This is a genomic window from Nocardia sp. NPDC058519 (assembly GCF_042719755.1).
Taxonomy (GTDB): Bacteria; Actinomycetota; Actinomycetes; order Mycobacteriales; family Mycobacteriaceae; genus Nocardia.
Window position 1 is genome coordinate 28,834 of the sequence record NZ_JBHXNK010000042.1, and the last position, 24,276, is coordinate 53,109.

The 24,276-nt window shown below is 67.6% G+C and carries 22 protein-coding genes and 1 pseudogene; 17 read left to right on the forward strand and 6 right to left on the reverse strand.

Annotated elements, in window-relative coordinates; all coding sequences use genetic code 11:
- Positions 1-657, forward strand: coding sequence for a response regulator (locus ACFWPK_RS31410; protein WP_378921943.1), 657 nt, complete (start codon positions 1-3; stop codon positions 655-657).
- Here ACFWPK_RS31410 and ACFWPK_RS31415 read toward each other — a convergent pair whose 3' ends face one another.
- Positions 658-1,788, reverse strand: a complete 1,131-nt coding sequence (locus tag ACFWPK_RS31415; RefSeq protein ID WP_378921945.1) for a serine/threonine-protein kinase — start codon at positions 1,786-1,788, stop codon at positions 658-660.
- Positions 1,789-1,963: 175 nt separating this feature from the next.
- On the opposite strand from ACFWPK_RS31415, the gene ACFWPK_RS31420 reads away from it, so the two are divergent.
- Complete coding sequence (locus tag ACFWPK_RS31420) at positions 1,964-3,361, forward strand: lipase family protein (RefSeq protein ID WP_378921947.1); 1,398 nt, start codon at positions 1,964-1,966, stop codon at positions 3,359-3,361.
- Positions 3,362-3,398: 37 nt separating this feature from the next.
- Here the strand turns inward: ACFWPK_RS31420 and ACFWPK_RS31425 are convergent, their stop codons facing one another.
- On the reverse strand, positions 3,399-4,019 hold the full coding sequence (locus tag ACFWPK_RS31425) for a TetR/AcrR family transcriptional regulator (protein ID WP_378921949.1): 621 nt from the start codon (positions 4,017-4,019) through the stop codon (positions 3,399-3,401).
- Between the two features lie 203 nt (positions 4,020-4,222).
- Between ACFWPK_RS31425 and ACFWPK_RS31430 the strand changes: the two are divergent.
- From ACFWPK_RS31430 to ACFWPK_RS31450, 5 genes and pseudogenes are all read left to right on the forward strand, one after another.
- Positions 4,223-4,600, forward strand: a pseudogene (locus tag ACFWPK_RS31430) (hypothetical protein); the annotation flags it as partial.
- Between the two features lie 221 nt (positions 4,601-4,821).
- Complete coding sequence (locus ACFWPK_RS31435) at positions 4,822-5,880, forward strand: tyrosine-type recombinase/integrase (protein WP_378921950.1); 1,059 nt, start codon at positions 4,822-4,824, stop codon at positions 5,878-5,880.
- Positions 5,877-8,378 (forward strand): tyrosine-type recombinase/integrase, encoded by a 2,502-nt coding sequence (locus ACFWPK_RS31440; RefSeq protein WP_378921952.1) that lies wholly within the window; start codon positions 5,877-5,879, stop codon positions 8,376-8,378. The genes ACFWPK_RS31435 and ACFWPK_RS31440 overlap by 4 nt, the downstream gene beginning before the upstream one ends.
- A gap of 4 nt (positions 8,379-8,382) precedes the next feature.
- On the forward strand, positions 8,383-8,904 hold the full coding sequence (locus tag ACFWPK_RS31445; protein WP_378921954.1) for a DUF6262 family protein: 522 nt from the start codon (positions 8,383-8,385) through the stop codon (positions 8,902-8,904).
- Between the two features lie 208 nt (positions 8,905-9,112).
- Positions 9,113-9,727, forward strand: coding sequence for a TetR/AcrR family transcriptional regulator (locus ACFWPK_RS31450; protein ID WP_378921956.1), 615 nt, complete (start codon positions 9,113-9,115; stop codon positions 9,725-9,727).
- Positions 9,728-9,784: 57 nt separating this feature from the next.
- On the opposite strand, the gene ACFWPK_RS31455 is transcribed toward ACFWPK_RS31450, so the two are convergent.
- Entirely contained in the window at positions 9,785-10,243 is a 459-nt protein-coding gene (locus tag ACFWPK_RS31455; RefSeq protein ID WP_378921958.1) for a hypothetical protein, read from the reverse strand.
- Between the two features lie 241 nt (positions 10,244-10,484).
- On the opposite strand from ACFWPK_RS31455, the gene aac(6') reads away from it, so the two are divergent.
- Positions 10,485-10,928, forward strand: coding sequence for an aminoglycoside 6'-N-acetyltransferase (gene aac(6') / locus ACFWPK_RS31460; RefSeq protein WP_378921960.1), 444 nt, complete (start codon positions 10,485-10,487; stop codon positions 10,926-10,928).
- 88 nt (positions 10,929-11,016) lie between these two features.
- Here aac(6') and ACFWPK_RS31465 read toward each other — a convergent pair whose 3' ends face one another.
- Positions 11,017-11,787: a hypothetical protein gene (locus ACFWPK_RS31465; RefSeq protein ID WP_378921962.1), complete on the reverse strand. Its 771-nt coding sequence runs from the start codon at positions 11,785-11,787 to the stop codon at positions 11,017-11,019.
- A gap of 476 nt (positions 11,788-12,263) precedes the next feature.
- Here ACFWPK_RS31465 and ACFWPK_RS31470 point away from each other — a divergent pair, with 476 nt between their 5' ends.
- The 4 genes from ACFWPK_RS31470 (at position 12,264) to ACFWPK_RS31485 (ending at position 15,863) form a co-directional block, all read left to right on the forward strand.
- On the forward strand, positions 12,264-12,632 hold the full coding sequence (locus tag ACFWPK_RS31470; protein ID WP_378921963.1) for a hypothetical protein: 369 nt from the start codon (positions 12,264-12,266) through the stop codon (positions 12,630-12,632).
- The gene (locus ACFWPK_RS31475; protein WP_378921965.1) at positions 12,629-14,242 is read left to right on the forward strand and encodes a DNA polymerase Y family protein; all 1,614 of its coding nucleotides are present in this window, start codon (positions 12,629-12,631) and stop codon (positions 14,240-14,242) included. Before ACFWPK_RS31470 ends, ACFWPK_RS31475 begins: the two co-directional genes overlap by 4 nt.
- A 117-nt stretch (positions 14,243-14,359) precedes the next feature.
- A complete protein-coding gene (locus tag ACFWPK_RS31480; protein WP_378921992.1) occupies positions 14,360-15,286 on the forward strand; it encodes a sucrase ferredoxin in 927 nt (308 codons plus the stop codon).
- Positions 15,287-15,413: 127 nt separating this feature from the next.
- Positions 15,414-15,863 (forward strand): GNAT family N-acetyltransferase, encoded by a 450-nt coding sequence (locus ACFWPK_RS31485; RefSeq protein WP_378921967.1) that lies wholly within the window; start codon positions 15,414-15,416, stop codon positions 15,861-15,863.
- Positions 15,864-15,932: 69 nt separating this feature from the next.
- On the opposite strand, the gene ACFWPK_RS31490 is transcribed toward ACFWPK_RS31485, so the two are convergent.
- A complete protein-coding gene (locus ACFWPK_RS31490; protein WP_378921969.1) occupies positions 15,933-16,883 on the reverse strand; it encodes an SDR family NAD(P)-dependent oxidoreductase in 951 nt (316 codons plus the stop codon).
- A 133-nt stretch (positions 16,884-17,016) separates the two neighbouring features.
- Between ACFWPK_RS31490 and ACFWPK_RS31495 the strand changes: the two genes are divergently transcribed.
- The 4 genes from ACFWPK_RS31495 (at position 17,017) to ACFWPK_RS31510 (ending at position 23,264) form a co-directional block, all read left to right on the forward strand.
- A complete protein-coding gene (locus ACFWPK_RS31495; protein ID WP_378921971.1) occupies positions 17,017-17,472 on the forward strand; it encodes a hypothetical protein in 456 nt (151 codons plus the stop codon).
- 58 nt (positions 17,473-17,530) lie between these two features.
- Positions 17,531-21,112 (forward strand): error-prone DNA polymerase, encoded by a 3,582-nt coding sequence (locus tag ACFWPK_RS31500; RefSeq protein WP_378921973.1) that lies wholly within the window; start codon positions 17,531-17,533, stop codon positions 21,110-21,112.
- Positions 21,113-21,204: 92 nt separating this feature from the next.
- Positions 21,205-22,203 (forward strand): M48 family metallopeptidase, encoded by a 999-nt coding sequence (locus ACFWPK_RS31505; protein ID WP_378921974.1) that lies wholly within the window; start codon positions 21,205-21,207, stop codon positions 22,201-22,203.
- Between the two features lie 53 nt (positions 22,204-22,256).
- Complete coding sequence (locus ACFWPK_RS31510) at positions 22,257-23,264, forward strand: DUF4349 domain-containing protein (protein ID WP_378921976.1); 1,008 nt, start codon at positions 22,257-22,259, stop codon at positions 23,262-23,264.
- A 32-nt stretch (positions 23,265-23,296) separates the two neighbouring features.
- Here the strand turns inward: ACFWPK_RS31510 and ACFWPK_RS31515 are convergent, their stop codons facing one another.
- Complete coding sequence (locus ACFWPK_RS31515) at positions 23,297-23,779, reverse strand: tRNA (cytidine(34)-2'-O)-methyltransferase (protein WP_378921978.1); 483 nt, start codon at positions 23,777-23,779, stop codon at positions 23,297-23,299.
- Between the two features lie 46 nt (positions 23,780-23,825).
- Here ACFWPK_RS31515 and ACFWPK_RS31520 point away from each other — a divergent pair, with 46 nt between their 5' ends.
- Positions 23,826-24,152, forward strand: a complete 327-nt coding sequence (locus ACFWPK_RS31520; RefSeq protein ID WP_235569656.1) for a DUF3017 domain-containing protein — start codon at positions 23,826-23,828, stop codon at positions 24,150-24,152.
- The last annotated feature ends 124 nt before the right edge of the window (positions 24,153-24,276 follow it).

Here is a 24,276-nt window from a genome sequence, read left to right on the forward strand (position 1 = left end):
ATGAGGAGTCTTGTAGTGAGTGTGCGGGTGTTCTTGGTCGACGATCACGCGGTCTTCCGCTCGGGGGTGCGCGCCGAGCTGAGCCGGGAGACCGATATGGAGGTCGTCGGCGAGGCCGGGGCCGTGGCCGAGGCGGTCGCGGGGATCGATGCCGCGAAGCCGGACGTGGTGCTGCTGGATGTGCACATGCCAGACGGCGGTGGGGTGGCGGTGCTGAGCGGGATCGCCGCGGGGCCGGTGTGTTTGGCGCTGAGCGTGTCCGACGCGGCCGAGGATGTGATCGCGGTGATCCGGGCGGGGGCGCGCGGATACGTCACCAAGACGATTTCCGGTGCCGAGCTGGCCGACGGTATCCGCCGGGTCGCGGGTGGGGACGCGGTGTTCAGCCCGCGGCTGGCCGGGTTCGTGCTCGACTCGTTCACCGGGCGCTCACCGGTTCCCGAGCCGCCACTCGATCCCGAATTGGACTCGCTCACCCCGCGTGAGCTGGAGGTGCTGCGCTTGCTGGCGCGTGGCTACACCTATCGGGAGATCGCCGAATCCTTGTTCATCTCGGTGAAGACCGTCGAGACGCACGCGTCGAATGTGCTCCGGAAAACCCAGCAGTCCAATCGCAATGCGCTGACCCGCTGGGCACACCGTCGACGGATCGAATGATCACATCGCGGCGATGATGATCGCGATCAGGATGATCAGGCCGATCAGGACGCCGGCGCCGATGGCGAGGGGGGCGCCGTTGGGGAGGTTGTCGATGAACCCGCCGCTGCGCTGCTGGGGTGCGGCGGTAGCGGCGAGCGGTGCGCGATGCGGGCGCGGGAGGGGCGAGGAGTTGGGGCTACGCAGGCCGCTGGCGGAGTTGCGGGTGGACCAGGCGGGAATGGTGCCGTCCTCGGTGCGCAGCGGCACACCGAGGATGTAGGCGCCGGTGCCGGGGCCGAAGGCGGCGGTGAGGATTTCGTCGCGGGCCTCGGCCATGGTCGGGCGACGCTGGGGCGCGGGCTCGAGCATGTGCAGGATCGGCTGGGTGAGGATGCCACTGCGGGTGGGCGGGATGATCCGGCCCATCGCGGCCGCGGCGACGACGTCGTGCTCGTCGGAGTCGAAACCGAACGGCGGCTGGCCTTCCAGCGCGGTGTAGAGGGTGGCGCCGAGGGAGAACACGTCGCTGGCCTCGGTGGGCCGGGCGCCGCGCGCGACCTCGGGCGGGAGGTAGGCGGGGGTGCCGGTGATCACACCGTCGGGTTCGTCACCCTGGGTGTCGCCCGCGCCGCGCGAGATGCCGAAGTCGCTGAGTTTGGCCAGGCCCACACTGTTGCCGCGGTCGGCGACGAGGATGTTGCCCGGCTTGATATCGCGGTGCACGATGCCCGCGGCGTGGGCGGCTGCGAGCGCGTCGGCCACCTGCGCGCCGATCTGGGCGACCTCGACCGCGGGCAGCGTGTCGACCAGCGCGAGCGCCTTGGCCACGCTGCGCGAGGGTAAGTACTCCATGACGAGCCACGGCTCGCCCGCCTCGATCACCACGTCGTGCACGGCGACGGCGTGGATGTGCGACAGCTTGGCGGCCACCCGGCCCTCGTGCACGATGCTGCTGCGGATTCGCTCGGCCTCGGCCGCGCTCAGTCCCGCGGTGGACAGCACCTGCTTGATCGCGACTTCCCGGTTCAGCAACCGATCGGTCGCGAGCCAGACCGCACCCATGCCACCCCCGCCCAGCTTGGACTGCAGGCGGTAGCGGCCCGCGACCAGGTAGTCGGGGCCGATATGGGGACGAGCACGTTCGGTCACGGGTGCGAGGGTAGCCGAATATGGCGCTGACTGGCCGGGATCCCGAGTCTGGCGGTTCAGCGGCATTAATATTTCGATCGGTCGAAATCTTGATTCCGTGAGCCCGGTCACGTAGCGTCCGAACAGCGGTGCGCGCCCGCCTGATGACAACGCTGTCGGATCGAGAGTTGAATTGATGAGATTTCCCAGACGGACAAGCCGCGTCGGACGGCGAACTCGCTGGTCGGCACTACTGGTCAGCGCGCTGATCGCGGTCGGATCGATCACGGCGGCGGGGCACGGCGCCGCCGAGGTGGTCGACGACTTCTACACGCCACCAGCGGGTTTCGAGTCGAGCGCGCCGGGTGCGATCCTGGCGAGCCGACCTGTCGCCACGAAGATGCTGCTGCAATTCCCCGTCAACGCGCAGGCCTGGCAGTTGCTGTACCGCACCACCGATGGGGAAGGGCGTCCCTATGCCGCGGTCACCACGGTGCTGATTCCGCGGGGGCCCGCCGTGCCGCGACCGTTGCTGTCGTTGCAGATGGCCTATGACGCGGTCCAGCGCGAGTGCATGCCGTCGCACACCCTGACGCACGGTGATCTCGCCGGCATGCTCAACGGGCAGAAATCGGGCTGGTCGACCGTTCCCGCTGAGATGGCCCGGGTCGCGGCCGGTTTGGCGAAGGGCTGGGCGGTGGCGGTCCCCGATCCGGGCGGGGTCGACGACCGCTTCCTGACCCCGAACTTGATGGGCTACACCACTCTCGACGGCATCCGCGCCGCGCGGAACTTCGCACCGCTCGGCCTGACCGCGGACACCAGGGTCGCGGCGTGGGGCTACTCCGGTGGTGGGGTCGCCACCAGCTGGGCCGCGCAGGTGCAGCCGCGATACGCGCCGGAGCTGAACATGGTCGGCTTCGCGATCGGCGCGCCCGTACAGGATCTCGGTGCGGCCATACGTACCGCCGACGGTCGCTACACCGTCGGTCTCACACCGCTCGGTCTCGCCTCGATCAGCAAGGATTCGCCGGAGTTCGCCGCGCGACTCGACTCCTACCTGACCCCGGCGGGCCGGACCGCGGTGGCCGGGGCGGGGGTGGAATGCACCGCGACCATCGTGTCGGCGCACCGTTTCAAACGGGTGAGCGAGTGGGTGAACGCGCCGATCGAGGAGATCCTGGCCGACCCCGTTCTCGCCGGCGAGGTCGACGCGCGCAAGCGGGGCGCGGAAACCCCGAGGGCGCCACTGTATGTGGTCAACGGAGTCAACGACGAGGTGAGCTGGATCGGCGGCACCGACGACCTGGTCGCTCGCTACTGCGCCGACGGCGCGTCGATCACGTACCTGCGCGACGCGACACCCGACAGCGTCATCGGCGCGCACGGCATGGTCGCGCTCACCGCGGCGAGCGGTGCGATGGCTTGGGTAGCAAGGGCATTGGAAGGCGAGGGCCCGGTCCAAGGCCCCGGCTGCACGACGACCACCGTTGCCACGACCGCGAACGACCCGGCCAACGCCACCGCAATGCCGGAGTTCGCCAACGCCGTGCTGGCGGCGCTGGTCGGGCAGGCGCTGGGCGCCCAGCGCTGAGTGCACTCGTGGGCGGGACGTGCTGGGGGCGTCCCGCCTACGGGCGTGGTTCGCGCTGCGCGGCGAGATAGCCGTTGACCATGGTGGTCAACGCGTCGAGCCGCAATTGTTCGAACTGTGGCTCGGGGAACGGGCCCGCGTTGATCGCGTCGCCGTCGAGACAGAACAGCACCATCGAGCCCAGTGCGAACGCCTGTTCCTGCGAAAGCCCTTCCAGAACAGGATTCTTCACACCATCGGCCAGCATGGCGGCGCCGTAGTCGTAGCGGACGACCGCGAGTTTCTCCCGCAGCGCCACGTCGGTGCGTGCGGCGACGATCAGTTCGCGCCACACCGCGTTGATCGGATCGCGAGCCACGTCACGCCACACGGTGAGCAACGCCCGGACGTCGGAGCGATCGGGCAACTCGACCATCTTCGCGACGAACTGTTCGCGTTGGCGCACACCGACTTCCGCCGCCGCCGCGGCAACCAGGTCGAACAACGTGCTGAACCGGCCGAACAGCCCCCCGTGCGAAACCCCGGCGCGGCGGCAGATCTCCTTGACGCTGACCTGTGCGTACCCCTTCTCGACGATGGTGTCGATGGTCGCGTCGATCAGCGCACGACTGGTCTCGGCGCGCCGCTGCGCCTGTGTTCGCCGGATTTCGGCCACCACGCCCCCTTTGATATCGACCAGTCGGTCGAAAAATACCGTATCAGCCAGGTCCGAAATCCCCGGTGGACACGGGGAGGGGGTGGGTGTCACGCTGGTCGCTATCGAACGTATATTCGAATACGATCGATAGCTGAAACGGTGCTGCTGTTTCGGCGCGGGGCGGTTTTCCGCTCGCGGGTCCATCGTGGAGGTAGGTGGTGTTGATGGGTTCGGAAGCGTTGTCGCCCGATCGGGGCATGCTCGACGAGCTGCGCAGGCGGATGGCCGCAGTGCCGGGGCGTGGTGAGTCCGCGACCGGGCATATACCGCGTGAGCAGCCATTGCGCCGTGATCTGTTGCCGGTGCCACCGCCGCTGGCCGACCTGTTGCCCGAGGGTGGGCTGCCCAAAGGCGCGGTGGTCGCCTACACCGGCGCGCACTCCCTGCTGACCGGGCTGCTCGCCGCGGTCACCGGAAACGGCGGTCACGCGGCGGTGGTCGGCCTGCCCCGGCTCGGTTTGCTGGCCGCCGCGGAGATGGGCGCCCAGTTGTCCCACCTGGCGGTGATCGCCGACCCCGGCCCCGACCCCGCCGAGGTGGCCTTCTTTCGGGGTTCTGAGTGTGTTGTGTGATGTCGTACTGACGACACACCGATGGGGTTTTGCGACAGTTCTTTAGGGGTGTTGCTCTGTGGCTCCGTGTGGATCAACTACGGAGAGCGGAGGATTGGTTGCGAGCCTTTCGGGTTCGGATGCCGTCGGGCGTCCAGTACTGGACGGTGATCGACGCTGGTTACGAAGTTGAGGTGGTCGCGGACCGATATTTGAGGGAGTTGAGGTTCGGGCGGGACCGGGCCGAGTCGACCACGAAGTCCTACGCCGAGTGTGTGGCGCTGTTCCTGCGCTGGTGCGAAAGTACCGGGCGGCATTGGCCAACGGCTGCAAGGGATCTCGGGCTCTTCATCGTCTGGTTGAAGTACACGCGGGCGGCTGGTGACCGAGTGGTGGTCGGCCCCGGTGCCGAACAGGTACGGAGCGCATCGAGGATCAACAAGATCCTGGTTGCTACACGGGGGTTCTTGTCCTTCGCGGTCGTCTCGAAGGAAGCACCGGATTGGGTGTTGGAGCAACTGTGGGAGCTCGGCGACACCATGGATCTGCCGACGGTGGCCCGCGGTGAGAACTCGGCGCTGCGGTATCGGTTGAAGGCCCGGCACAGCATGCGTGAGCCGGAGACGGCGGTGGATCGCGCCAGCGACGCCGAGATCGTCGCGCTGTTCCGCGTCTGCCGCTCGGCGCGAGACCGGCTGATCGTGTTGCTGCTCTCGCGCGCGGGGCTGCGCCGCGGCGAGGCCGCAGGGCTACGGCGAGCCGATCTGCATCTGCTGCCGGACAATTCGGCACACTTGTGCCCGGTCAAGGGCGCGCATCTGCACGTCGTTCGACGTGACAACGCCAACGGCGCCGTCGCGAAGTCGCGGCATTCGCGTGCGGTTCCGCTGGACTTTCTGGTGGTTCGCGCGTTGGATCTCTACCTGCTCGAGCGGGCCGACCAGCCCGCGGCCGCGAACTGTGACTTCTTGCTGGTCAACCTATTTCGCGCGCCGCTGGGCGCACCAATGAGCGTGGATGCGATCAACGAGTTGTTCGACAGGTTGTGCCGTCGGGCCGGTCTGCCTCGCTCGGTCACACCGCACCAGGGCCGACACGCGTTCGCCAGCAACTTGGCCGACTCCGGGGCACTGCTGGACGAGATCCAGGCATTGCTCGGACACCTCTGCCCCTCGTCCTCGGAGCCTTATCTACATCCTTCGGTAGAACGGCTACGCGAGGCGATCGAGCGGGTGCCCTCGCCACGCGAGCTGGCCGAGGGCACCCGATGACGGGCATGCTGGCGCGGAGGCCGGCAGAGCCCGAGGATGACCAGGCAATAGCCGAACAGCTGTGGTCGATGATCAGCCTCGATTTCCTGGAACTGCTGAGCTGGTCCAGCGGGCAAAAAATCCTGTACTTCCCGCAGGATCACCCAACCCTGGGCGAGAAAAGTTGCGGAGTCCTCGACTGCAGTGTGAAGGCCACATGCAAGCCCGGATTCTGTGTCAGATGCGCGAGACGATGGCACATGGCGGGGGAGCCGCCGTTGGCCGAGTTCGTGAGCCAACCGTGCGGACTGGTTCCGGGCGGCTATGGCATTTGCGTTGTTCCCCGATGCGAGCGGCCTTGGCGCTCGTCAGGCCTCGCGCTCTGCTCCACCCACCATCAGCAACGCAGTCGTTACCTGAAGGTGCCCCTGGACGAGTTCGTGGTACATCCGAAGGTGAAAGCCCTGCCCGCGTTCGGGCCTTGCGAGGTTCTCGCCTGCACCCGCGATCGTGACGGCAACGGCCCCTACTGCATGAACCACCAGACCTACTGGAACCAGGCCCGTCGACAGGCTGACGCTGGCACCGGCGAGCCGGTCGATCCCGAATTGTTCCGCCGAACCTCGCGGGCGGTCATGAACGGCACCGAGTGCAGTATGCGGGGGCTGCCGGACCGGGTCGTCGCAGAGCTGCTGTTCGGGCTCGAGCAACGCACCGCGTCCGGAACCAAGACCCGCACTGAGCAGTTCCGGCCGCTGGTGTCCTATCTCCTCGCCCACCAACTCGGTTCGATCGAGGAGGTGGTGCTCGACGACCTCCCGCAGGCCGTGAAGATCACGTGCTCACATTTCATCCGAGACGTTCGGCGCACCCGAATGAGCCCGGAAACCGAACGCCACAAAGATGTTTGGGATGTCACCGTCTTCGGGTTCAAGGGTAATTTGCGGTTCGGAACGATTTCGCAGCCGTGGTTGCGGGAGGCTGCGAAGGTCTTCGCCTACAACGAATTGCCCCACCGGCGTGGCGGGTCGGTCAAGGACCTGATCCAGCAGGAGATCAAGTTCGTCGCGCTGCTCTCGGACAGCCTGCGGTTGCAACGGCCCGGCGACCTCGGTAACGACCCACGGCTGCTCTCGCGCAGCGACATCGCCGGGTTTTTGAATCGGCTGTGGTTCCTGGTGGAGGGCGGCTTCATGACCTCCTACATGCGCAACACGGCGGTTCAGACCCTGCGGCGGGTTCTCATCCGGATGCGCGGTCTGGGTCTGACCAGGCACGGGCAGCCCATGCACGGGCTGGCCGACGATTTCGCCTTTGAGATCAACGACATCCCCGTGAGGGCTGAGTCCAACCCGCAGGTTCGTGATCTGCCCGTCGAAGTGATGCGTCACATCTGCTCACACTTGGATGATCTCGAAGAACTCGCGACTCGTGAAGTCCGCGTCGCTGTCGAGCTGCTCATCGATACCGGTCGTCGCCCGGACGAGATCTGTTGTCTGGACTGGGATTGTCTGGATCGCGACGAGCGCGACAAACCCGTGCTCATCTACACCAATTTCAAAGCCAACCGGCTCGGCCGCCGTTTGCCGATCGCCGAGGCGACGGCGGCGGTGGTCTTGGCTCAGCAGCAGCGGGTCAGGGCTCGGTTCCCGAACGAGCGCGTCGAGAAGCTGAAGCTGCTGCCGTCTACTACTCGAAATCCGCACGGAACGCGGCCAGTGTCCGACGAGTGGGTGACCACACGTCATCACCAGTGGATTCTCGGCCTGCCTGCGATCAGCGTCCCGGTGAGCGTGGAGATCGCCGGGAAGCTGAGCACGCAGATGCTGGCTTTCGACGTGTCGCGGATCTTCCTCTATGCCTATCGGCACACCTACGCCCAACGTCATGCAGATGCCGGGATAGCACCAGATATCTTGCGGCAGTTGATGGATCACCGCTTGATGCAGACCACGCAGGCCTACTACCGGGTCGGTGAGAAGCGTCGTCGCGAGGCGGTTGACCGGGTCACCACGATGCAGTTCGACCGGCACGGTAACAAGGTCTGGCGCGAAGCCAAGATGCTGCTCGACGCCGAGCATCTGCGCCGTGCCGTCGGCGAGGTCGCTGTTCCCTACGGCACCTGCAGCGAACCCAGCAACGTCGCCGCCGGCGGCGACGATTGCCCCGTTCGGTTTCGCTGCGTCGGCTGTTCACATTTCTCGACCGACGTGTCCTACCTGCCGGACCTCGAGGCCTATCTCGCCGATCTGTTGCGCAGCCGCGAACGGCTGCGCGGCGCCCTTGACGCCGACGAATGGGCCAAGACCGAAGCCATGCCCTCCGATGAAGAGATCATTCGCATCCGCCGCTTGATCGCTCGGATCAAGACTGATGTCGATGAGTTGTCGGCATCAGAGCAAGCGCAGATCACGGAGTCGGTCGCGGTCGTCCGTCGCGCACGCAACCAAGTCGTCGGCCTCGGAACCCCTCGGATTCGTCAGCCGCTCCCTGACATCAGACCCGATCGAGAGGCGTGACCCGATGGCCAATCCCATGATCGAGGGTCGCCGCGCGGACTCCGCCCGGCGCCGACAGCGAGTCATCAAGGCACTCAACACCGCTCACACCGACGGAGCCGAAATCAATGTCTCGGCGATCGCGCGAGCCGCAGGCGTCGACCGCACATTCCTCTATCGACACCAGGACCTGCTCGCTCAAATCCACACCGCCCAGGCCGCACCGTCCGCGGGAACCGCGAACACAACCTCGGTGACACGGGAATCGTTGAAGGCCGACCTGGCCAACGCACAAGCTCGCATTGCCCGCCTGGCCGGCCACAACCAACAGCTCGAACGGAAGCTATCGGCCCTGATGGGTGAGCATGCATGGCGAGAATCCGGGCTCGGCGCGCCCACCGACATCGATCAGCTCCAGCGGCGCATCACCATGCTCGAACAGCAGGTGGTCGAGCTCACCGGCCAACTAGAGGAACGCGACCAAGAACTCGACGCGGCCCGGGCGGCGAACAGGGATCTGTTCACCAACATGAATCGACAACGCTGACGAGAGGCTTGGGCGCTGCACAGCGCCCAAGCCTTCTCGCTCGCCGTGTGCTTGGCGGCTGGTTGTGCCAGCGAATTCTGATGTCACGAAGCGTGCTTTCCTGGTAAGCCTGAGGACCGGCCAACGGTGTCGACGGCCGATTCATCTTTCCTGCACCTGGCTCGACGCCGGTAGCGTGGCTGGCGTGGGGACGACACAGGGGAGATCGATGAGCGATGTCATACGCAAGCGCCCAAGGCAGCGGCGGTCCAAGGACACAGTGGACGTGATGTTGGAAGCGGCCGCGCAGATGTTCAGTCGTGAGGGATTGGCAACAACAACCAACCGGATCGCCGAGCGTGCCGGAGTCTCGATCGGAACGCTCTACCAGTACTTCCCGAATAAGCACGCGATACTCCAGGAGTTGGCCGTGCGGCATCTCCTCGGGGGCGGTGAGCAACTCGGTCAGGTGTTCATCAGACTCCGGGAGACCGAGCCGGCGTTCGAGGAGACCATGCGCGCGATTGTCGACGTCATTGTCGACCTGCACAGCGACCGGCCCGCGCTACACGCCCTCATGCATCGTGTCGCCCCACGGGTGCCCAGAGAGCTCGCGGCATTGCGTGCCTTCGAGAACTATCTCGTCGATGAAATCGGATATCACCTGCAACGATGTGGCCGTGGTGGCGACGATGCGGCCCTGACGGCGCGGACACTGGTCCATGTCGTCGATGCGCAGGTCCATCGGGTGCCTACTCGAGACCCGATCACTGCCGAACAGGTTATGGAGCTGGTGCAGAGACTCACCCCCGAGATCACTCTGGCGGATGGACGATCCGGGTAGCGATAGGCATCGCCAGGTCTCCTTGTGTCGTGGGTAGGCGGACCGGTTGTCGTGCAGTCATTTTGCCATGGGTGGCTGGATTCGATCGGACCGTTGGTTCTCGATCAGGCGGAGCAGCCTCGGCCCGGCGGCTGCGAAGACGGCGGTGCCACCTGCCATCAGGACACCGATGCGCGCGGCACGGCGGGGCATACCTTGCCTGGCGGCGAAGATCACGGCTCCGGCATCGAAGAGGTCCATCGCGATTCCCGCTTTCAGCGTCGCGCGCCGGACGGTTTCGTCGGAATGCAGCGCGCCAGCCCCAAGAATGACATCGCGGACGCCGAAGGCTTTGATCCAGACGCCTCCGTCAGGCCCCGGGTACTCGACGCCACCGACGCGGTGGACGTGTGCCGAGCCGAGTGCGGTGGTTACGCCCCATACGATCCGCGCGATGCCGATCGCGGCGAGCACACGACGTTCAGCCGAGTCCTGTTCAGCCTTTGTCACTTTTTCCTCGTTTCCGATGTAATCCACACCCCAAGCATCGATGCAGCAGGTAACCGACACAACTCGCGTTCTGCCCCGCGCACCAGGCTAGGAAGAACTGCCTGAGCTGCGATCCTTCGCCGAAGTTGGCGTTTGGATGCGGCCTACTCGCTTTTGGCGGGTTCGACCTGACCTGATCCGCTACCCGCTCCCAGCAGGGGCGGATGGATCAGCCGTCAGCGTCGAAAATCCGTTGAGACATCCACCAACCCAGGAATACCGTGCGGGCATGCGGATACATTGCTGTGGCGCCGACGATCTGGACGAGTTGGCCATACTGCGCGCGCAACTGTGGCCGACTGGCTCCGTCGCCGAGCATCGCGCCGACCTCGGCGAACAATATGACGGGTCCCGTGCGACGGCCGCGTTTCTCGCACGTGACCAGCACGGCGTCGCAGTCGGTTTCGGTGAAGTCGCACTGCGCCACGACTACGTCAACGGATGCGACACGTCACCGGTTGCGTTCCTCGAAGGCCTCTTTGTGGTCCCCACCCACCGCAGACGCGGCGTAGCCCGGGCGCTGTGCGACGCGCTAGAGGCATGGGGCTGCGGCAATGGCTGCACCGAGCTCGGCTCCGACGCCCTGCTGGGCAACGTCACGGGACAGGATATGCACGCTGCTCTGGGCTTCGTAGAACGCGAACGTGTCGTTTACTACCGGAAGATGCTGTGACGTGACGTTGCTCGCCCAGCCGGGAAACGGTCAAGGAGTCCAACCCGGTGCTGGCGATTTCTGGGTTCTGACCTGGGGAACTATCGAATCATCCTGTCCTGATTCGGCTTCCGGCTTTCGGTGCTTCCAAGGTCCAGGCCGTCTGATTGGGTCCGCTGCCTGCAAGGGTCAATCGCCCAGTTCGGGGTTGCAGTCCCTTGCCTGACACTCGAACATCGAGATGAACGGACTGAAGCCGCCCGTGACCGCGGCCAAGGCCGCCATAGGCGGTGGGCTTGGATTCCAACCGCAGATCACAACCAGCCCAGTCGCCTCTGGTGACAACCAGCACCGATCGATGACTTCGCACTCGTGCATCGAGAGCACGGGCGCGGCTCGGTGCCACCGTCTCGCCCGCGAGGTCGAGCACCACCAACTCGAGGCCGTCCAACAAAACCGCCAGCACAGCGAGTCTGTCCTGGCCAGGCTGGGGAATGTGAGCCAGTCGCGAGAGGTCAGCACCCATCTCCGCGGCAGAAAGCAAGCCGAGTTGGTGGCACCCGATGACCGCTGCGAACTTCCCAGCTCCGGTGACCGCTGCCAATAACCCGTTCACGAGCGAACTGCCCGAGCAGACGACCACGCTCCCTTTCACGAGACCACCGCCAGGCAATAACTGGCCGAGACCACCTGGCACCGCGAGCACATCCTGCCCGTGAACCTCGGCGCGGCTCGAAGCACCCACACGCGACGGAATGGCGGCCATCCGAGCCCGCAGCACTTCGAGCCGATCGCCCTGGGGCATCGCTGCCAGTGGTTTGCCAGGAGCAGCGCCCACGGCGGGAGGAACCTCCCCGCCTATCGAATCTATCGAACGCATGTTCTAATGATTACATGTCATCGGCCTGCTGGGATAGCTGCCCACTTAAACAGAGGGGAGCTGTGTTCGGAGGCCACCTCGTGTCCATCGAACATGACCAGATTCGGCTGGTCATGGCTAGTTCTGCCCGGGAATTTTCGTGCCGTCATTACCGCCGAGAACAAGCCCGAACCGACCTACATCCACGCGCAGATCCTCGATCGAACAGTCCTGCCCGGCGAAGCGAATCGGGGACAGCCGAACGGCAGAATCGAGGTTTGCTAGTTAGTCATCGAGGAACTGGAATAGCTCGACAAGTTCGACGGCGTCCTTGGCGGCGAATCCGATCTGGGGCACCCGATAGCAACGCGCTTCGACGCGCCAACGTGCTGCCAATGCACCACATGTGTTGCAATCTGCTAGCTTTGCCCCGAGAGTTGCTGAGCTGCACAAACTTTCCTCAAGGACCGTCCTCGCGGACTCGGACCCCAAGAGAAGTGGCCGCGGTCCTGCTCGATGGCCTCGACCTGGTGGTCCTCGGACTCGGCGGCCTCGTCGTCCCACCCGCCCGCTGTCGCGTCCTCGCCGCCCGTGCCCGCAACCGTGGCGCCACCCTGGTCGTCGCGGGCGAATGGGCCAACCCGACCCTGCGCCTGGACTCCCGGGTCACCGGCTACCGCGGCCTCGGCTCCGGTCGCGGCCGCCTGCGCTCGGTCTGCCTCGACGTGCGCGTCAGCGCCAAGGCGGGCCAGACCCGCCACGGCCACATGGACCTGTGCGCCCAGGCCGGGCGCACGGAATGGTTGCCTCGCGAGACCGTCGGCCGCGCAACCGAAGTCACCGCATTACGCGAGGCGGTCTCATGACCGCCGGTTCGTTGTCCGGTGATGGGCGCGGTGTCGTTGTGTCGCGCGCTGATCGGGTGCTGGCGGTGTGGTGTCCGGACTGGCCCGCGGTCGCGGCAGCCGCTGTGGCCGGGGTCGGGGCGGATCGGCCTATCGCGGTGTTGCGGGGCAGTTCGGTGGTCGCGTGCTCGGCGATCGCGCGGGCCGACGGGGTGCGGCGGGGGATGCGGCGGCGGGATGCGCAGGGGTGCTGTCCGGAACTCGTTGTCGTGCAGGATGACCCGGATCGGGATGCGCGATTGTTCGAGCCGGTGGTCGGTGCTGTCGATGCGACGGTGCCGGGCGTGGAGGTGTTGCGGCCGGGGCTCATCGTGCTCGGGGCACGCGGGGCCGCACGGTATTTCGGTTCGGAGGAGGCCGCGGTGGTGCGGTTGATCGACGCGGTCGCCGCGGCGGGAGCCGAGGCACAGGTCGGGATCGCCGATGCCATGTCGACGGCCGTGATCGCGGCCAGGCGCGGGGCGATCGTGGTGCCGGGGGAGGGTGCGCGGTACCTCGCTGGGCTCCCGGTCTCGGAGCTCGCGGTGGAACCGAGCCTGGCCGCGCCCGAGCGCAAAGACCTGGTAGACCTGTTGCGCCGCCTGGGTTTACGCCGCATCGGCGATTTCGCGCGCTTGTCTCCCGCCGAGGTGGCCTCCCGGTTCGGCGCCGACGCCGTGCTCGCCCATCGCACCGCCCGCGCCCTGCCCGAACGCCCACCGTCGGCGCGCCGACCCGCCCCGGAACTGACCGTCGAGCTGGCCTGCGATCCACCCATCGACCGGGTCGACGCGGCCGCGTTCGCGGGCAGGCAACTGTCCACCCGGCTGCACGCGGTGCTGTCGGCGGCGGGCGTGGCTTGTACCCGGCTCGCCGTGACCGCGCGCACCGAGACGGGCGAGGAGCTGACCAGGATCTGGCGCTGCGCCCGCCCGCTCACTCCCGCCGACACCGCCGACCGCGTCCGCTGGCAACTCGACGGCTGGCTCACCCACCGCGCCCGCCCCACCGGCCCGATCGTGGCGCTCACGCTGGAACCGGTGGAGGTGGTCGCCGCCGGCGCCCTGCAATTGGGTCTGTGGGGCGGCGAGGGTGAGGAAACCGAGCGCGCCCGCCGCGCCCTGGTCCGCGTGCAGGGACTGCTCGGCGGCGAAGCGGTCCGCATCGGCGTGCTCAGCGGCGGCCGCGGCCCCGCCGAACGCATCACCATGATCGCCCTCGGCGACGAACTGACCCCCGCCGCCGACCCCGCCCAGCCATGGCCGGGCCGACTCCCCGAACCCGCCCCCACCCTGCTCCTGCTGCACCGCCCGATCGTGCACCTGAGCACCGCTGACGGTGCCCCCGTCCTGGTCACCGACCGCGGCCTGTTCACCGCCACCCCCACCAGCCTGCGCTGGGGCAGCAAGCAGTGGGCGCTGCTGGGCTGGGCGGGCCCATGGCCGATTACCGAACGATGGTGGTCCACCGCCGAACCCACCTCCCTGGCCGTGCGCGTCCAAGTCCAGCTCGACGCCGACCCCACCGAGATCCGCGCCGTCCTCCTCGTCTACGACGCGGCGCAATGGCACGCCGAGGGCGTCTACGAGTAGTCCACCGAACCGCTGTCCCCTCCGCTCGTAGCTCGGTTCTAGAGTGAAACGACGCCTGTCCGGGATAGTCCCGGCAGGCTCGGTCGCGGGAGGAGCGCTGTGAACCCATTCGAGGGCATGTTGTGTACGGCGGCCGCTGCCGACATTCCGCTTCTCGGTACCGCGGGGCACTTCACCGGATGGCTGTGTATCGAGCATCCCGGCGCGTGGGGCGGTGATGTGATCGGTGACGAGGTGCTCGGCCCGGAGATCACCGCCGAACTGGCGGCGCGTACGTCAGCGGCGCAGGTTCGGCCGACGCTGATCCGCCGCCCCGGCCGCAACGAGTTCACCGGTACCCGCACTGTGCTGCTGGTCAGTTCGCGGCCGGCGGGTTCCTGGTGTGAGCGGCTCGAGATCACCGACTTGCGCCAGCTCTTCGACATAGACCTGCATCTCGTCGACGGACCGCCCCCGGGAATCGGTGTGCGTGTGGATGATCCGGTGGTCCTGGTCTGCGCCCACGGCAAACGCGACCAGTGCTGTGCCCTGCTCGGTCGCCCGATCGCCGCCGCTTTGGCCGCCGACTACCCCGGCCGGGTCTGGGAGGCCTCGCACACCGGCGGTCACCGCTTCGCCCCCGCGGTCGTCCTGCTTCCCTCCGGCCTCACCTACGGCCGCGTCGACGCCCCCGCCGCCAAGGCGATGCTCGAAGCGGCCGATGTCGGCGAGGTCTCCCTGACCGGTCTCCGCGGCCGCGGCTGCTACCCCCCGATCTCCCAGCTCGCCGAAGTAGCCGTGCGCGAACAGTTCCCGGCCAACGCCACCGATCTCACCGTCCACCCCGATCCGGCTCCCACCAATGACCCGACCATGGCGGGCGCCGCCATCGTCACCCACCGCGACGGCCGCCGCTGGCGCGTCACCGCCCGCACCGTCGCCGCCGCCCCCCGCCAGGCCAGCTGTGGCGCCGCCCCCAAACCGGCCACCTACCTGGAACCCGCTGCCGTAGAACAACTCTCCGGGTCATCCGCCACCCAGCCCGAACCGTCCGCCGACCGCTGACGGTCGCGGGGACGATCAGGTCGGGGTCACCAGGGCGCGCCGGATGGCCGGCAACGTCGGTGGACTATCGGAACTACGGCGGATTGGCTCTCCCGCGCGATCACCCGGCGGCCCTAACGTCGACTCCATGATCGACATCCGGGAAATCGGCAAGGACGACACCGAGCTGGCGGGCCCGGCCCTACTGGAGCTTCGCCCACAGTGGGAGACGGCAACCCGGCTGGCCGAGTTCATCGACACCGAGCTGCGCCCCGCGGGCTATCGGTTGGTCGGTAGCTTCGAACCAGGTTCTCCGGCAGCGCTTTCGGTGGCAGGCTTCCGCGAATCCCACTCCACCGCCTGGGGCCACCATCTCTACATCGACGATGTGTCCACCCTCCCCGCGGTGCGCGGTCGAGGCCACGCCGACCACCTGCTGGACTGGCTCACCGCCGAGGCCCGGCGCCTGGACTGCGCGGCGATCCACCTGGACTCCGGCGTCGGCCCAACCCGAGCCGCCGCCCACCGCCTCTATATGCGCCACCACCTGACCATCACCGCCCACCACTTCACCCTCGATCTCGATCCCGCGAACTAGCGCCGCCGAGCACAACGTCCTTGTCGCCGGTCGTGGGGATCTTCTGGTGGCGGCCGACGCTACGCCGGGCTACCAGTGCGTGCCGGGTACCCATCGGGCCGCGCGGCGCAGGGCGGTGCCGGTGACTTTCCGGGCGGCGGAACGGGGTTTCGGATCCGATCGGGGAGTCGGGGCGGCGGTGTCTTCGGTCGACTCGCCCCTGGCCGCAGGGGAATCCGGGAGCGCACGGTAGTAGCGGTGCAGGATGCGGTCGCGGAGTTTGGGGGTGAGAATGCCGCCGTATTCGGCGAAGGTGCCGATGGGGACGTCGATGCGTTTGGGGCGTTCGGCGAGGGCGCGCACGATCGTGCCGGCGGCCCACTCGGGGGATTCGGAGGGGCCCTGTTCGCCGCTGGGGGCGATCATCGGCGTGCGCACCAGCGGCATGTGGATGGTGGTGAAAGTGACGCCGTCGGCGAGGGTTTCGACCGCGGCCACCTCGGTGAACTTGTCCAGGGCCGCCTTGCTGGCGAGGTAGGCGGCGAAGCGGGGGGTGGCCACCTGCACGCCGGCGCTGGAGATGTTGACGATGTGGCCGAAGCCGCGTTCGCGCATCTGTGGCAGCAGCGCGAGGGTCATTCGCAGGGCGCCGAAGTAGTTGACCGCCATGGTGCGTTCGAAGTCGTGCAGGCGGTCGGTGGAGCGGTGGATGGCGCGGCGGATGGAACGGCCCGCGTTGTTGACCAGCATGTCGACGTGGCCGTGCTGGTCGAGAATGGCCTTGACGGCCGAATCCACGGATTCGGAATCGGTGACATCGCACGGGTAGCCGTAGGCCTGCCCGCCCGCGTCGACGATCTCGGAGACCACCGCGGCCAGTTCGTCGGCGCGGCGCGCGAGGAGGAACACGACACCGCCCTTGTCGGCGACCGAGAGTGCGGCGGCCCGCCCGATCCCGGAGGACGCCCCGGTGATCACTACATGCCTGCCGGTGAGATCGCGCCGCTTGCGGCCCTGTTCACCTGGAGAAACCTGTGACATCACTGCTCCTTTGCAGCTCGTTACCTCCGAACTTACTCCGAAGTAAGTTCGGAGGCCAGGCCCTTCGAGAAACTCGAAAATATGTTCGAATGCCTCTCGCTAATATTCGAACGTATGTGCGATACTGATGCGCATGGCGGACGATCGGATGGCGGACATCTATGCCGCGGTGCGGCTCGGCGGTGGCGACCCTGATGCGGCGCGCGCGGCGCTGACCAGGCTGTGGAGCGAAATAGGGGAAGGCGGCGACCCGTTGCATCGCTGCGTGGTGGCACATCACCTGGCGGATGTGCAGGAGTTGCCGGAGGGCGCGTTGCTGTGGGATCAGCGGGCGCTGGCCGCGGTGTTCGGGCCGGGCATCCCGCTCGACGAGGGGCTGCGCGGGTTCCTGCCCTCGCTGTATCTGAACCTGGCCGACAGTCATCGCCGCGTCGGTGACTTCGAGATGGCGCGGATGCAATTGGCCATCGCGCGCGGGCACCTGGACGTGCTCGCCAACGATGCCTACGGCGCGGTGATCCGCACGGGTCTGGGCCATGTGGAGGCCGCGCTGGAATCACGGTCGATGCAGCGCTTGCCCGCGAATTGAGTTGTCCGGCACCAGGAAAGGGATTCGGTGATGAGGGGGTCGTGAGAGGAGCGGGTGCATGGGCTGGAGCAACGGTCCGCCGACCTGGTCGGAGCTGGAACGGGTACTCTCGGGCAAACCGAGCGGCAGGCCCGCGGAGGACATGCACCCGGGCGACGGCGGCGACAGTCCGGCCTGGTCGCGCAAGCGGGGCGAGTACCACGCCGCCGAGCTCGACCGGCCGACCGGCCCGACGGTGCCCTACGCGGAGCTGCACGCGCACTCCGCCTACAGCTTCCTCGACGGCGCGAGTCAGCCGGAGGAGCTGGTGGAGGAGGCGGTGCGGCTCGGTCTGGAAGCGCTCGCGCTCACCGACCACAACGGGTTCTACGGGACCGTCAGGTTCGCCGAGGCGGCCAGGGAATGGGGAATGCCAACGGTTTTCGGTGCCGAACTGTCACTGGGAACCGATGCGGAGGCGGCGCCGGGCCGAGGGGATGCGGTCCGGCGCCGTTCTGTACCGCGGGGCGGGTTGCGGGCTTCCGCCGACGCGGTGGTCGAGCGAGGGCACGCGCACGCACCGGACTCGCTGCCGCGCACCGGATCTCCCGATCCGCTCGGTCCACATCTCCTGGTTCTCGCCAGGGGGCAGGAGGGTTACCGGCGGCTGTCCCGGGAGATGACGACGGCGCACATGGCCGCGGGGGAGAAGGGTGTGCTGCGCTACGACCTCGACACGCTCGCGGCGGCGGCGGGCGGGCACTGGCACATTCTCACCGGCTGCCGAAAAGGTCACCTGCGCAACGCACTCGAACAGGATCTGCGCGGTGGCGATATCCGGCTGCCGAAAGCTGAAGCGGCACTGCGGGATCTGATCGAACGATTCGGCGCCGACCGGGTGAGTGTGGAGCTCACCCACCACGGCATCGCCACCGATGACGAGCGCAACGCGCTGCTGATCGCGCTGGCCGACCGGCTCGATGTTCCCGTACTCGCCACCACCGGTGCGCATTTCGCGTCCCCGGCGCAGCGTCGCCGGGCGATGGCGCTGGCCGCGATCCGGGCCAGGAGCAGTCTCGACGAGATGGCGGGCTGGCTGGCCCCCACCGGCGGTGCGCACCTGCGTTCGGGCGTGGAGATGGCGCACCTGTTCGCCGACTATCCGCACGCGGTGTCGAACGCGGCGGTGCTGGCTCGCGAATGCGCGTTCGACCTGGGGTTGATCGCCCCGGAGCTGCCCCCGTTCGAGGTGCCCGCCGGCCACGACGAGAACTCCTGGCTGCGCCACCTCGCCTATGCGGGCGCGGCGGGGCGCTACGGGCCGGCGGAACGAAACTCCAAGGCCTATAAGCAGATCGACCACGAGCTGGCGGTGATCGCGGACCTGAACTTTCCCGGCTATTTCCTGGTGGTGCACGACATCGTCCAGTTCTGCAAGGACAGCGACATCCTGTGCCAGGGCCGGGGTTCGGCCGCCAACTCCGCGGTCTGCTACGCCATCGGCATCACCAATGTCGACCCCGTCGGCAACCAGCTGCTCTTCGAGCGATTCCTCTCGCCCGAGCGCGACGGGCCGCCCGACATCGATGTCGATATCGAATCCGACCGCCGAGAGGAGGCCATCCAGCACGTGTACGCCAAGTACGGTCGCGACTACGCCGCGCAGGTGGCGAACGTGATCACCTACCGAGGTAAGTCCTCGGTGCGCGATGCCGCACGCGCACTCGGCTTTTCGCCGGGACAGCAGGACGCGTGGAGTAAGCAGGTGAGCCGCTGGTCCGGGGTGGCCGCCGAGACGGGCACCGATATCCCGGACGCGGTGCTCGAGCTCGCGGGCGAACTGGACGGCCTGCCACGGCATTTGGGCATTCACTCCGGCGGCATGGTGATCTGCGATCGGCCGATCGCAGACGTGTGCCCGGTGGAGTGGGCGCGGATGGCCGGGCGCAGTGTGCTGCAGTGGGACAAAGACGATTGCGCCGCGGTCGGTTTGGTGAAGTTCGATCTGCTCGGCCTCGGCATGCTCTCGGCGCTGCACTACATGATCGACCTGGTGCGCGAGCACAAGGGCGAGACAGTGGAACTACACGCGCTCGACCTCACCGAAGCGGGCGTCTACGAGATGCTGCAGCGCGCGGACTCGATCGGGGTGTTCCAGGTGGAGTCACGCGCGCAGATGGCGACGCTGCCCCGGCTCAAGCCGCGTAATTTCTACGACCTGGTCGTCGAGGTGGCGCTGATCCGGCCTGGACCGATTCAGGGTGGCTCGGTGCACCCCTATATCCGCAGGCGTAACGGCAAGGAACCGGTGGTGTTCGACCATCCCTCGCTGGAGCGCTCGCTCGCTCGCACGCTCGGGATCCCGCTGTTCCAGGAACAGCTGATGCAGATGGCGGTCGATGTCGCCGGTTTCAGTGCGGCCGAGGCGGACCAGTTGCGGCGTGCGATGGGGTCGAAGCGGTCGCCCGAGAAGATGGCGATGTTGAAGGCCAGGCTCTACCAGGGGATGCGTGAGCTGCACGGCATCACCGACGAGGTCGCCGACCGCATCTACGAGAAGCTCTACGCCTTCGCCAATTTCGGTTTCCCCGAAAGCCATTCGCAGAGCTTCGCCTCGATCGTGTTCTATTCGTCGTGGTTCAAGCTGCACCATCCGGCCGCGTTCTGCGCCGGGTTGTTGCGCGCGCAGCCGATGGGCTTCTACTCGCCGCAGTCGCTGGTCGCCGACGCCCGCCGCCACGGGGTGCGCGTGCACGGCCCCGATATCAACGCCAGCCGCGCCGAACCCACCCTCGAGAACACAGGCACCGAGATCCGGCTCGGCCTGTCGGGCGTGCGCCACATCGGCACCGACCTCGCCGACCGCATCGTCGCCACCCGCGCCGAACACGGCCCCTTCACCTCGATGCTCGATCTCACCGGCCGTGTGGAACTCACTGTCGCTCAATCGGAATCGCTCGCGACCGCAGGGGCGCTGGACGTTCTGGTCGACACCGAACCGCGCCATGACGACACCGCGAATGGTCGCGTCGCACCGCCGAACGGGCTCATCACGGGCGACGGTCGCGGTGTGGTCGCGGCTGTTCAGGACCGAGATGCTGTGCCGGATTATCAGCTTGTGCAACGGGATTCGCGCGGTAGCAGCGTGCGCAGGGCGGCGTTGTGGGCAGCGGGTGCGGCGGCCGTGGAGCGTCCCGATCGCCTACCCGGCACAGGTCCCGCCACCGTCGCCCCCTCCCTGCCCGGCATGAGCGCACTCGAACTCGCCGCCGCCGACGTCTGGGCCACCGGGATCTCGCCCGATACCTACCCCACCGAATTCCTGCGTGCCCACCTGAATTCGCTCGGCGTCGTCCCCGCCTGCGACCTACTGCTCGTCGAAGACGGCGCCCGCATCCTGGTGGCAGGTGCCGTCACCCACCGCCAGCGCCCCGCCACCGCCGCGGGCGTCACCTTCCTCAACCTCGAAGACGAGACCGGCATGGTCAACGTCGTCTGCTCGGTCGGCCTGTGGACCCGCTACCGCCGCCTCGCCCAGAGCGCCACCGCCCTGCTCATCCGCGGCCGCATCCAGAACGCCGAGGGCGCGGCCAGTCTTGTCGCCGACCACCTCGAACATCTCGACCTGCGTATCGTCGCCCGATCCCGCGACTTCCGCTGATCTCGCGTAACCCGGTACCCGTTGGGTATCTTGGGAATTGGGGGTACATCACGAACGCGCACGTACGGCAGGAGTCGGAATCCGCGGGGCCGGTGCTGGTCGCACGACGGACCACATTCTTCGCGCTGATCGGGGATCTGGTTGTCTCGCTGCCGTCGATCGTGCTCAGCGGATGGCTCATCTGGGGATTGTCGGCGCTGGTCGGGGACTGGCTCGTGGTCGTCGCCGCGCTGGTGTGGCCGGTATCGGGCGCGTGCGTTCTGCTCGTCGGTGTCCTGGTCGCCGGTGCGACAGCACAGGCCAACCGGTCCGCGTCGCCCGAGCACGCGGAAGTGGACGACGCGTGGGCGGCGGTCGCCGTCGATGCCCGGATCGACGGTTCTCGCTATACGCCATGGGTTTACGACCTCGTAACGGTGAACGGAGAGGCGTACGGATACGCGGCTCTGGGCCGACACGTCGTCGTGACCCGGCATGCCGTCGACGTGCTCACGCGAGGGGAATTGCAGGCGGTACTCGCGCACGAGTTGGGCCATCACTTGCTGGGACAAATGTGGTTACGGTGGCTGATCAAGTGGTATCGGGGTCCTGCCGACCTGCTCTTCGAGCTCGCTGTGGGAGTTGTGTCCAAGGTCGCGTTGTTGCTGCAAATCGGGCCTCGGTGGATCGCCCACCGACTGTATCGGGGGCCTCGGCCGGTCATCCTCCTCGGCGTGCTGGTGGTCGCCATCGTGCCGACCGCAGCCGTCCTCGGCTCGGGTTGGGCGCTTCTCGCCGTGTCGGCCCGGTTTCTCGGGCTGCCGACCGCACTGGTCGTGGTGGTGGTCCTCGTCGCGCAGCCCTTCGCGCGAGCCAGGCTGTCCCAGTGGCGGGAGTACGGTGCCGACCGAGTAGCAGTGGAACTCGGCTACGGCCAGGATCTTCGCGCTGTACTACGACGGCAGCAGGCGGACTGGGACGCTACCCCTGTCGAGAATCGCCTGCTGGCTCCCTTGCTTCATACCCACCCGTCGCCCGACAGCCGCCGCCGCGCGGTCGAAGCGCTCGAACTTCAACGGCACAGGGCAACGGCCGACGATCGGCCGTCATGACCAGGTCGCGCGAGCGCGCCCGCTCCGGCTCTCCCACGCATTACGCTGCGAACATGCGCAAGCTTGCCGTGGTGATGATCGCGTTGCTCGGACTCCTGTTCCTGGCCGGGTGCGGCGATGACGACAGCGAGGACCATGCCGGTCGGGCGTCGGCGCCCACCGTCCTGGAAGGGCCCGCACCCGCTGTGACGCCCGGGTTCCGGGAGGGGGCCCCGCAGAAGGACAGTCCGGCGCCGACGGATCAGTCGAACCGGAAAGAGGTGATCACCGGGTCGGTGGATGTCACCTCGGCCGATCCGATCGCCGCCGCCGCGACCGTCACCGAGCAGGTCCGTGCCGTCGACGGCCGGATCGACAGCCGCACCGAGCAGCCCGGCACCGACAAGCGCGCCGCTCGCGCCGTGCTCAGTGTGCGGGTGCCCGCCGACAAGACCGACGCCTTCATCACCGGCCTCGGCGGGGTCGGCACGGTTACCAGGGTCAGCACCAATCGCGACGATGTCACCATGCAGTGGCAGGATCTCGACGCCCGCATCCGCGCCCTGCAAGCCTCCGTCGACCGGCTCAAAGCGCTGATCACGGGTGCCACCAACACCGCCGACCTGATCGCCGCGGAGGAGGCGCTGTCGAGCAGGCAGGGCGAGCTCGACAGCCTCACCGCGCAGAAACGCAGCCTCGACGATCAGGTCGCGTTGTCGACGCTGACCATCACCCTCACCGCCGATGACAAGAACGCGCCAGGCGACCCGGACAACTTCTGGGACGGCGTCGTCTCGGGCTGGCATTCGCTGATCGACTGGTTGCAGGACGCGATCGTCTTCGTCGGCAAAGCCGTGCCGTGGCTGGGCTTCCTCGCCGTGATCGGCGGATTGCTGTATGCCGCACTGCGATTGCTGCGCAGGCGTCGCACCGGAGCCCCCGCCACCACACCGGCAACCACGGTCCGAGCGGCCACCGCACCCGAGACCACCACTCCCACAGCCGCCACCGAACCGACGGTGCCCGGGAAGGAGACCCCCGGTGCCCACCGTGCGGGCGACGATCAAACCGAACAGCCGTAAAGGCCCGCTGGTCGAATTCGATATCGACTGAGTCAGACCGCGCCAGGAAAGCCCAGCTGCCGCCACGCCTCGTACACCGACACCGCCGCCGCGTTCGACAGATTCATCGACCGACGTCCCGGCAGCATCGGAATGCGCACCTGATCGGTGACCTGCGGATCGGCCAGCACTTCCTCGGGCAGCCCGGTCGGCTCGGTGCCGAACAGCAGCGCGTCGTTGTCTCGATAGGCGATATCGGTGAAACGGGTGGTGGCCTTGGTGGTGAAGGCGAAGACCCGGCCGGGCCGGATCGCCGCGAACGCGGTCGCCAGGTCGGGATGCACGGTCACCACCGCGAGGTCGTGATAGTCCAGGCCTGCCCGGCGCAGCTTGGATTCCGAGAGGTCGAAACCGAGCGGCTCGATGAGGTGTAGCGCGCAGCCGGTCCCCGCGGCCAACCGGATCGCATTGCCGGTATTGGGCGGAATCACGGGCTCGTGAAAGATCAGGTGCAGCACAGCCGACCACTCTGTCATGCGGCGCCCTGCCCGCGCGCAGGTGGTATCTGGAACAATCGCCGGTGTGAACGAGGCGGAGACGACCGGCAAGCACCGGGTCGCGCGATTGAGCGCGGGGGAGCAGTACCTGCGCAGTCATCTGCCGATGACCGTGGTGACCGCGCTGATCGTGATCGCGGTCGGCTTCGTGGCGTGGGATCGGTGGCGCCGTGGCGCGCTGATCTTCGGCAGCGCCGCGCTGGTGGCCGCCGCGTTCCGGCTGTGCCTGCCGACCGTGCAGGTGGGGTTGCTCGCCGTGCGCAGCCGCCCGTTCGACGTGGCCGCGCTGACCGCGCTCGGCAGCGCCATCGTTTTCCTCGCGGCCACCATCAATACTCTCGGCGTCAGCTGAAACAGAACCGGGCGCGGGGGGGGGGGCGGGGGGGGGGGTTTTTTGGGTTTTTGGGGGGGGGGTTTGGCCCACGGGGGGGGGGGGGGTGGTGGGCGCGGGGGGGCGGGGCGGGCGGCGGGGGTTA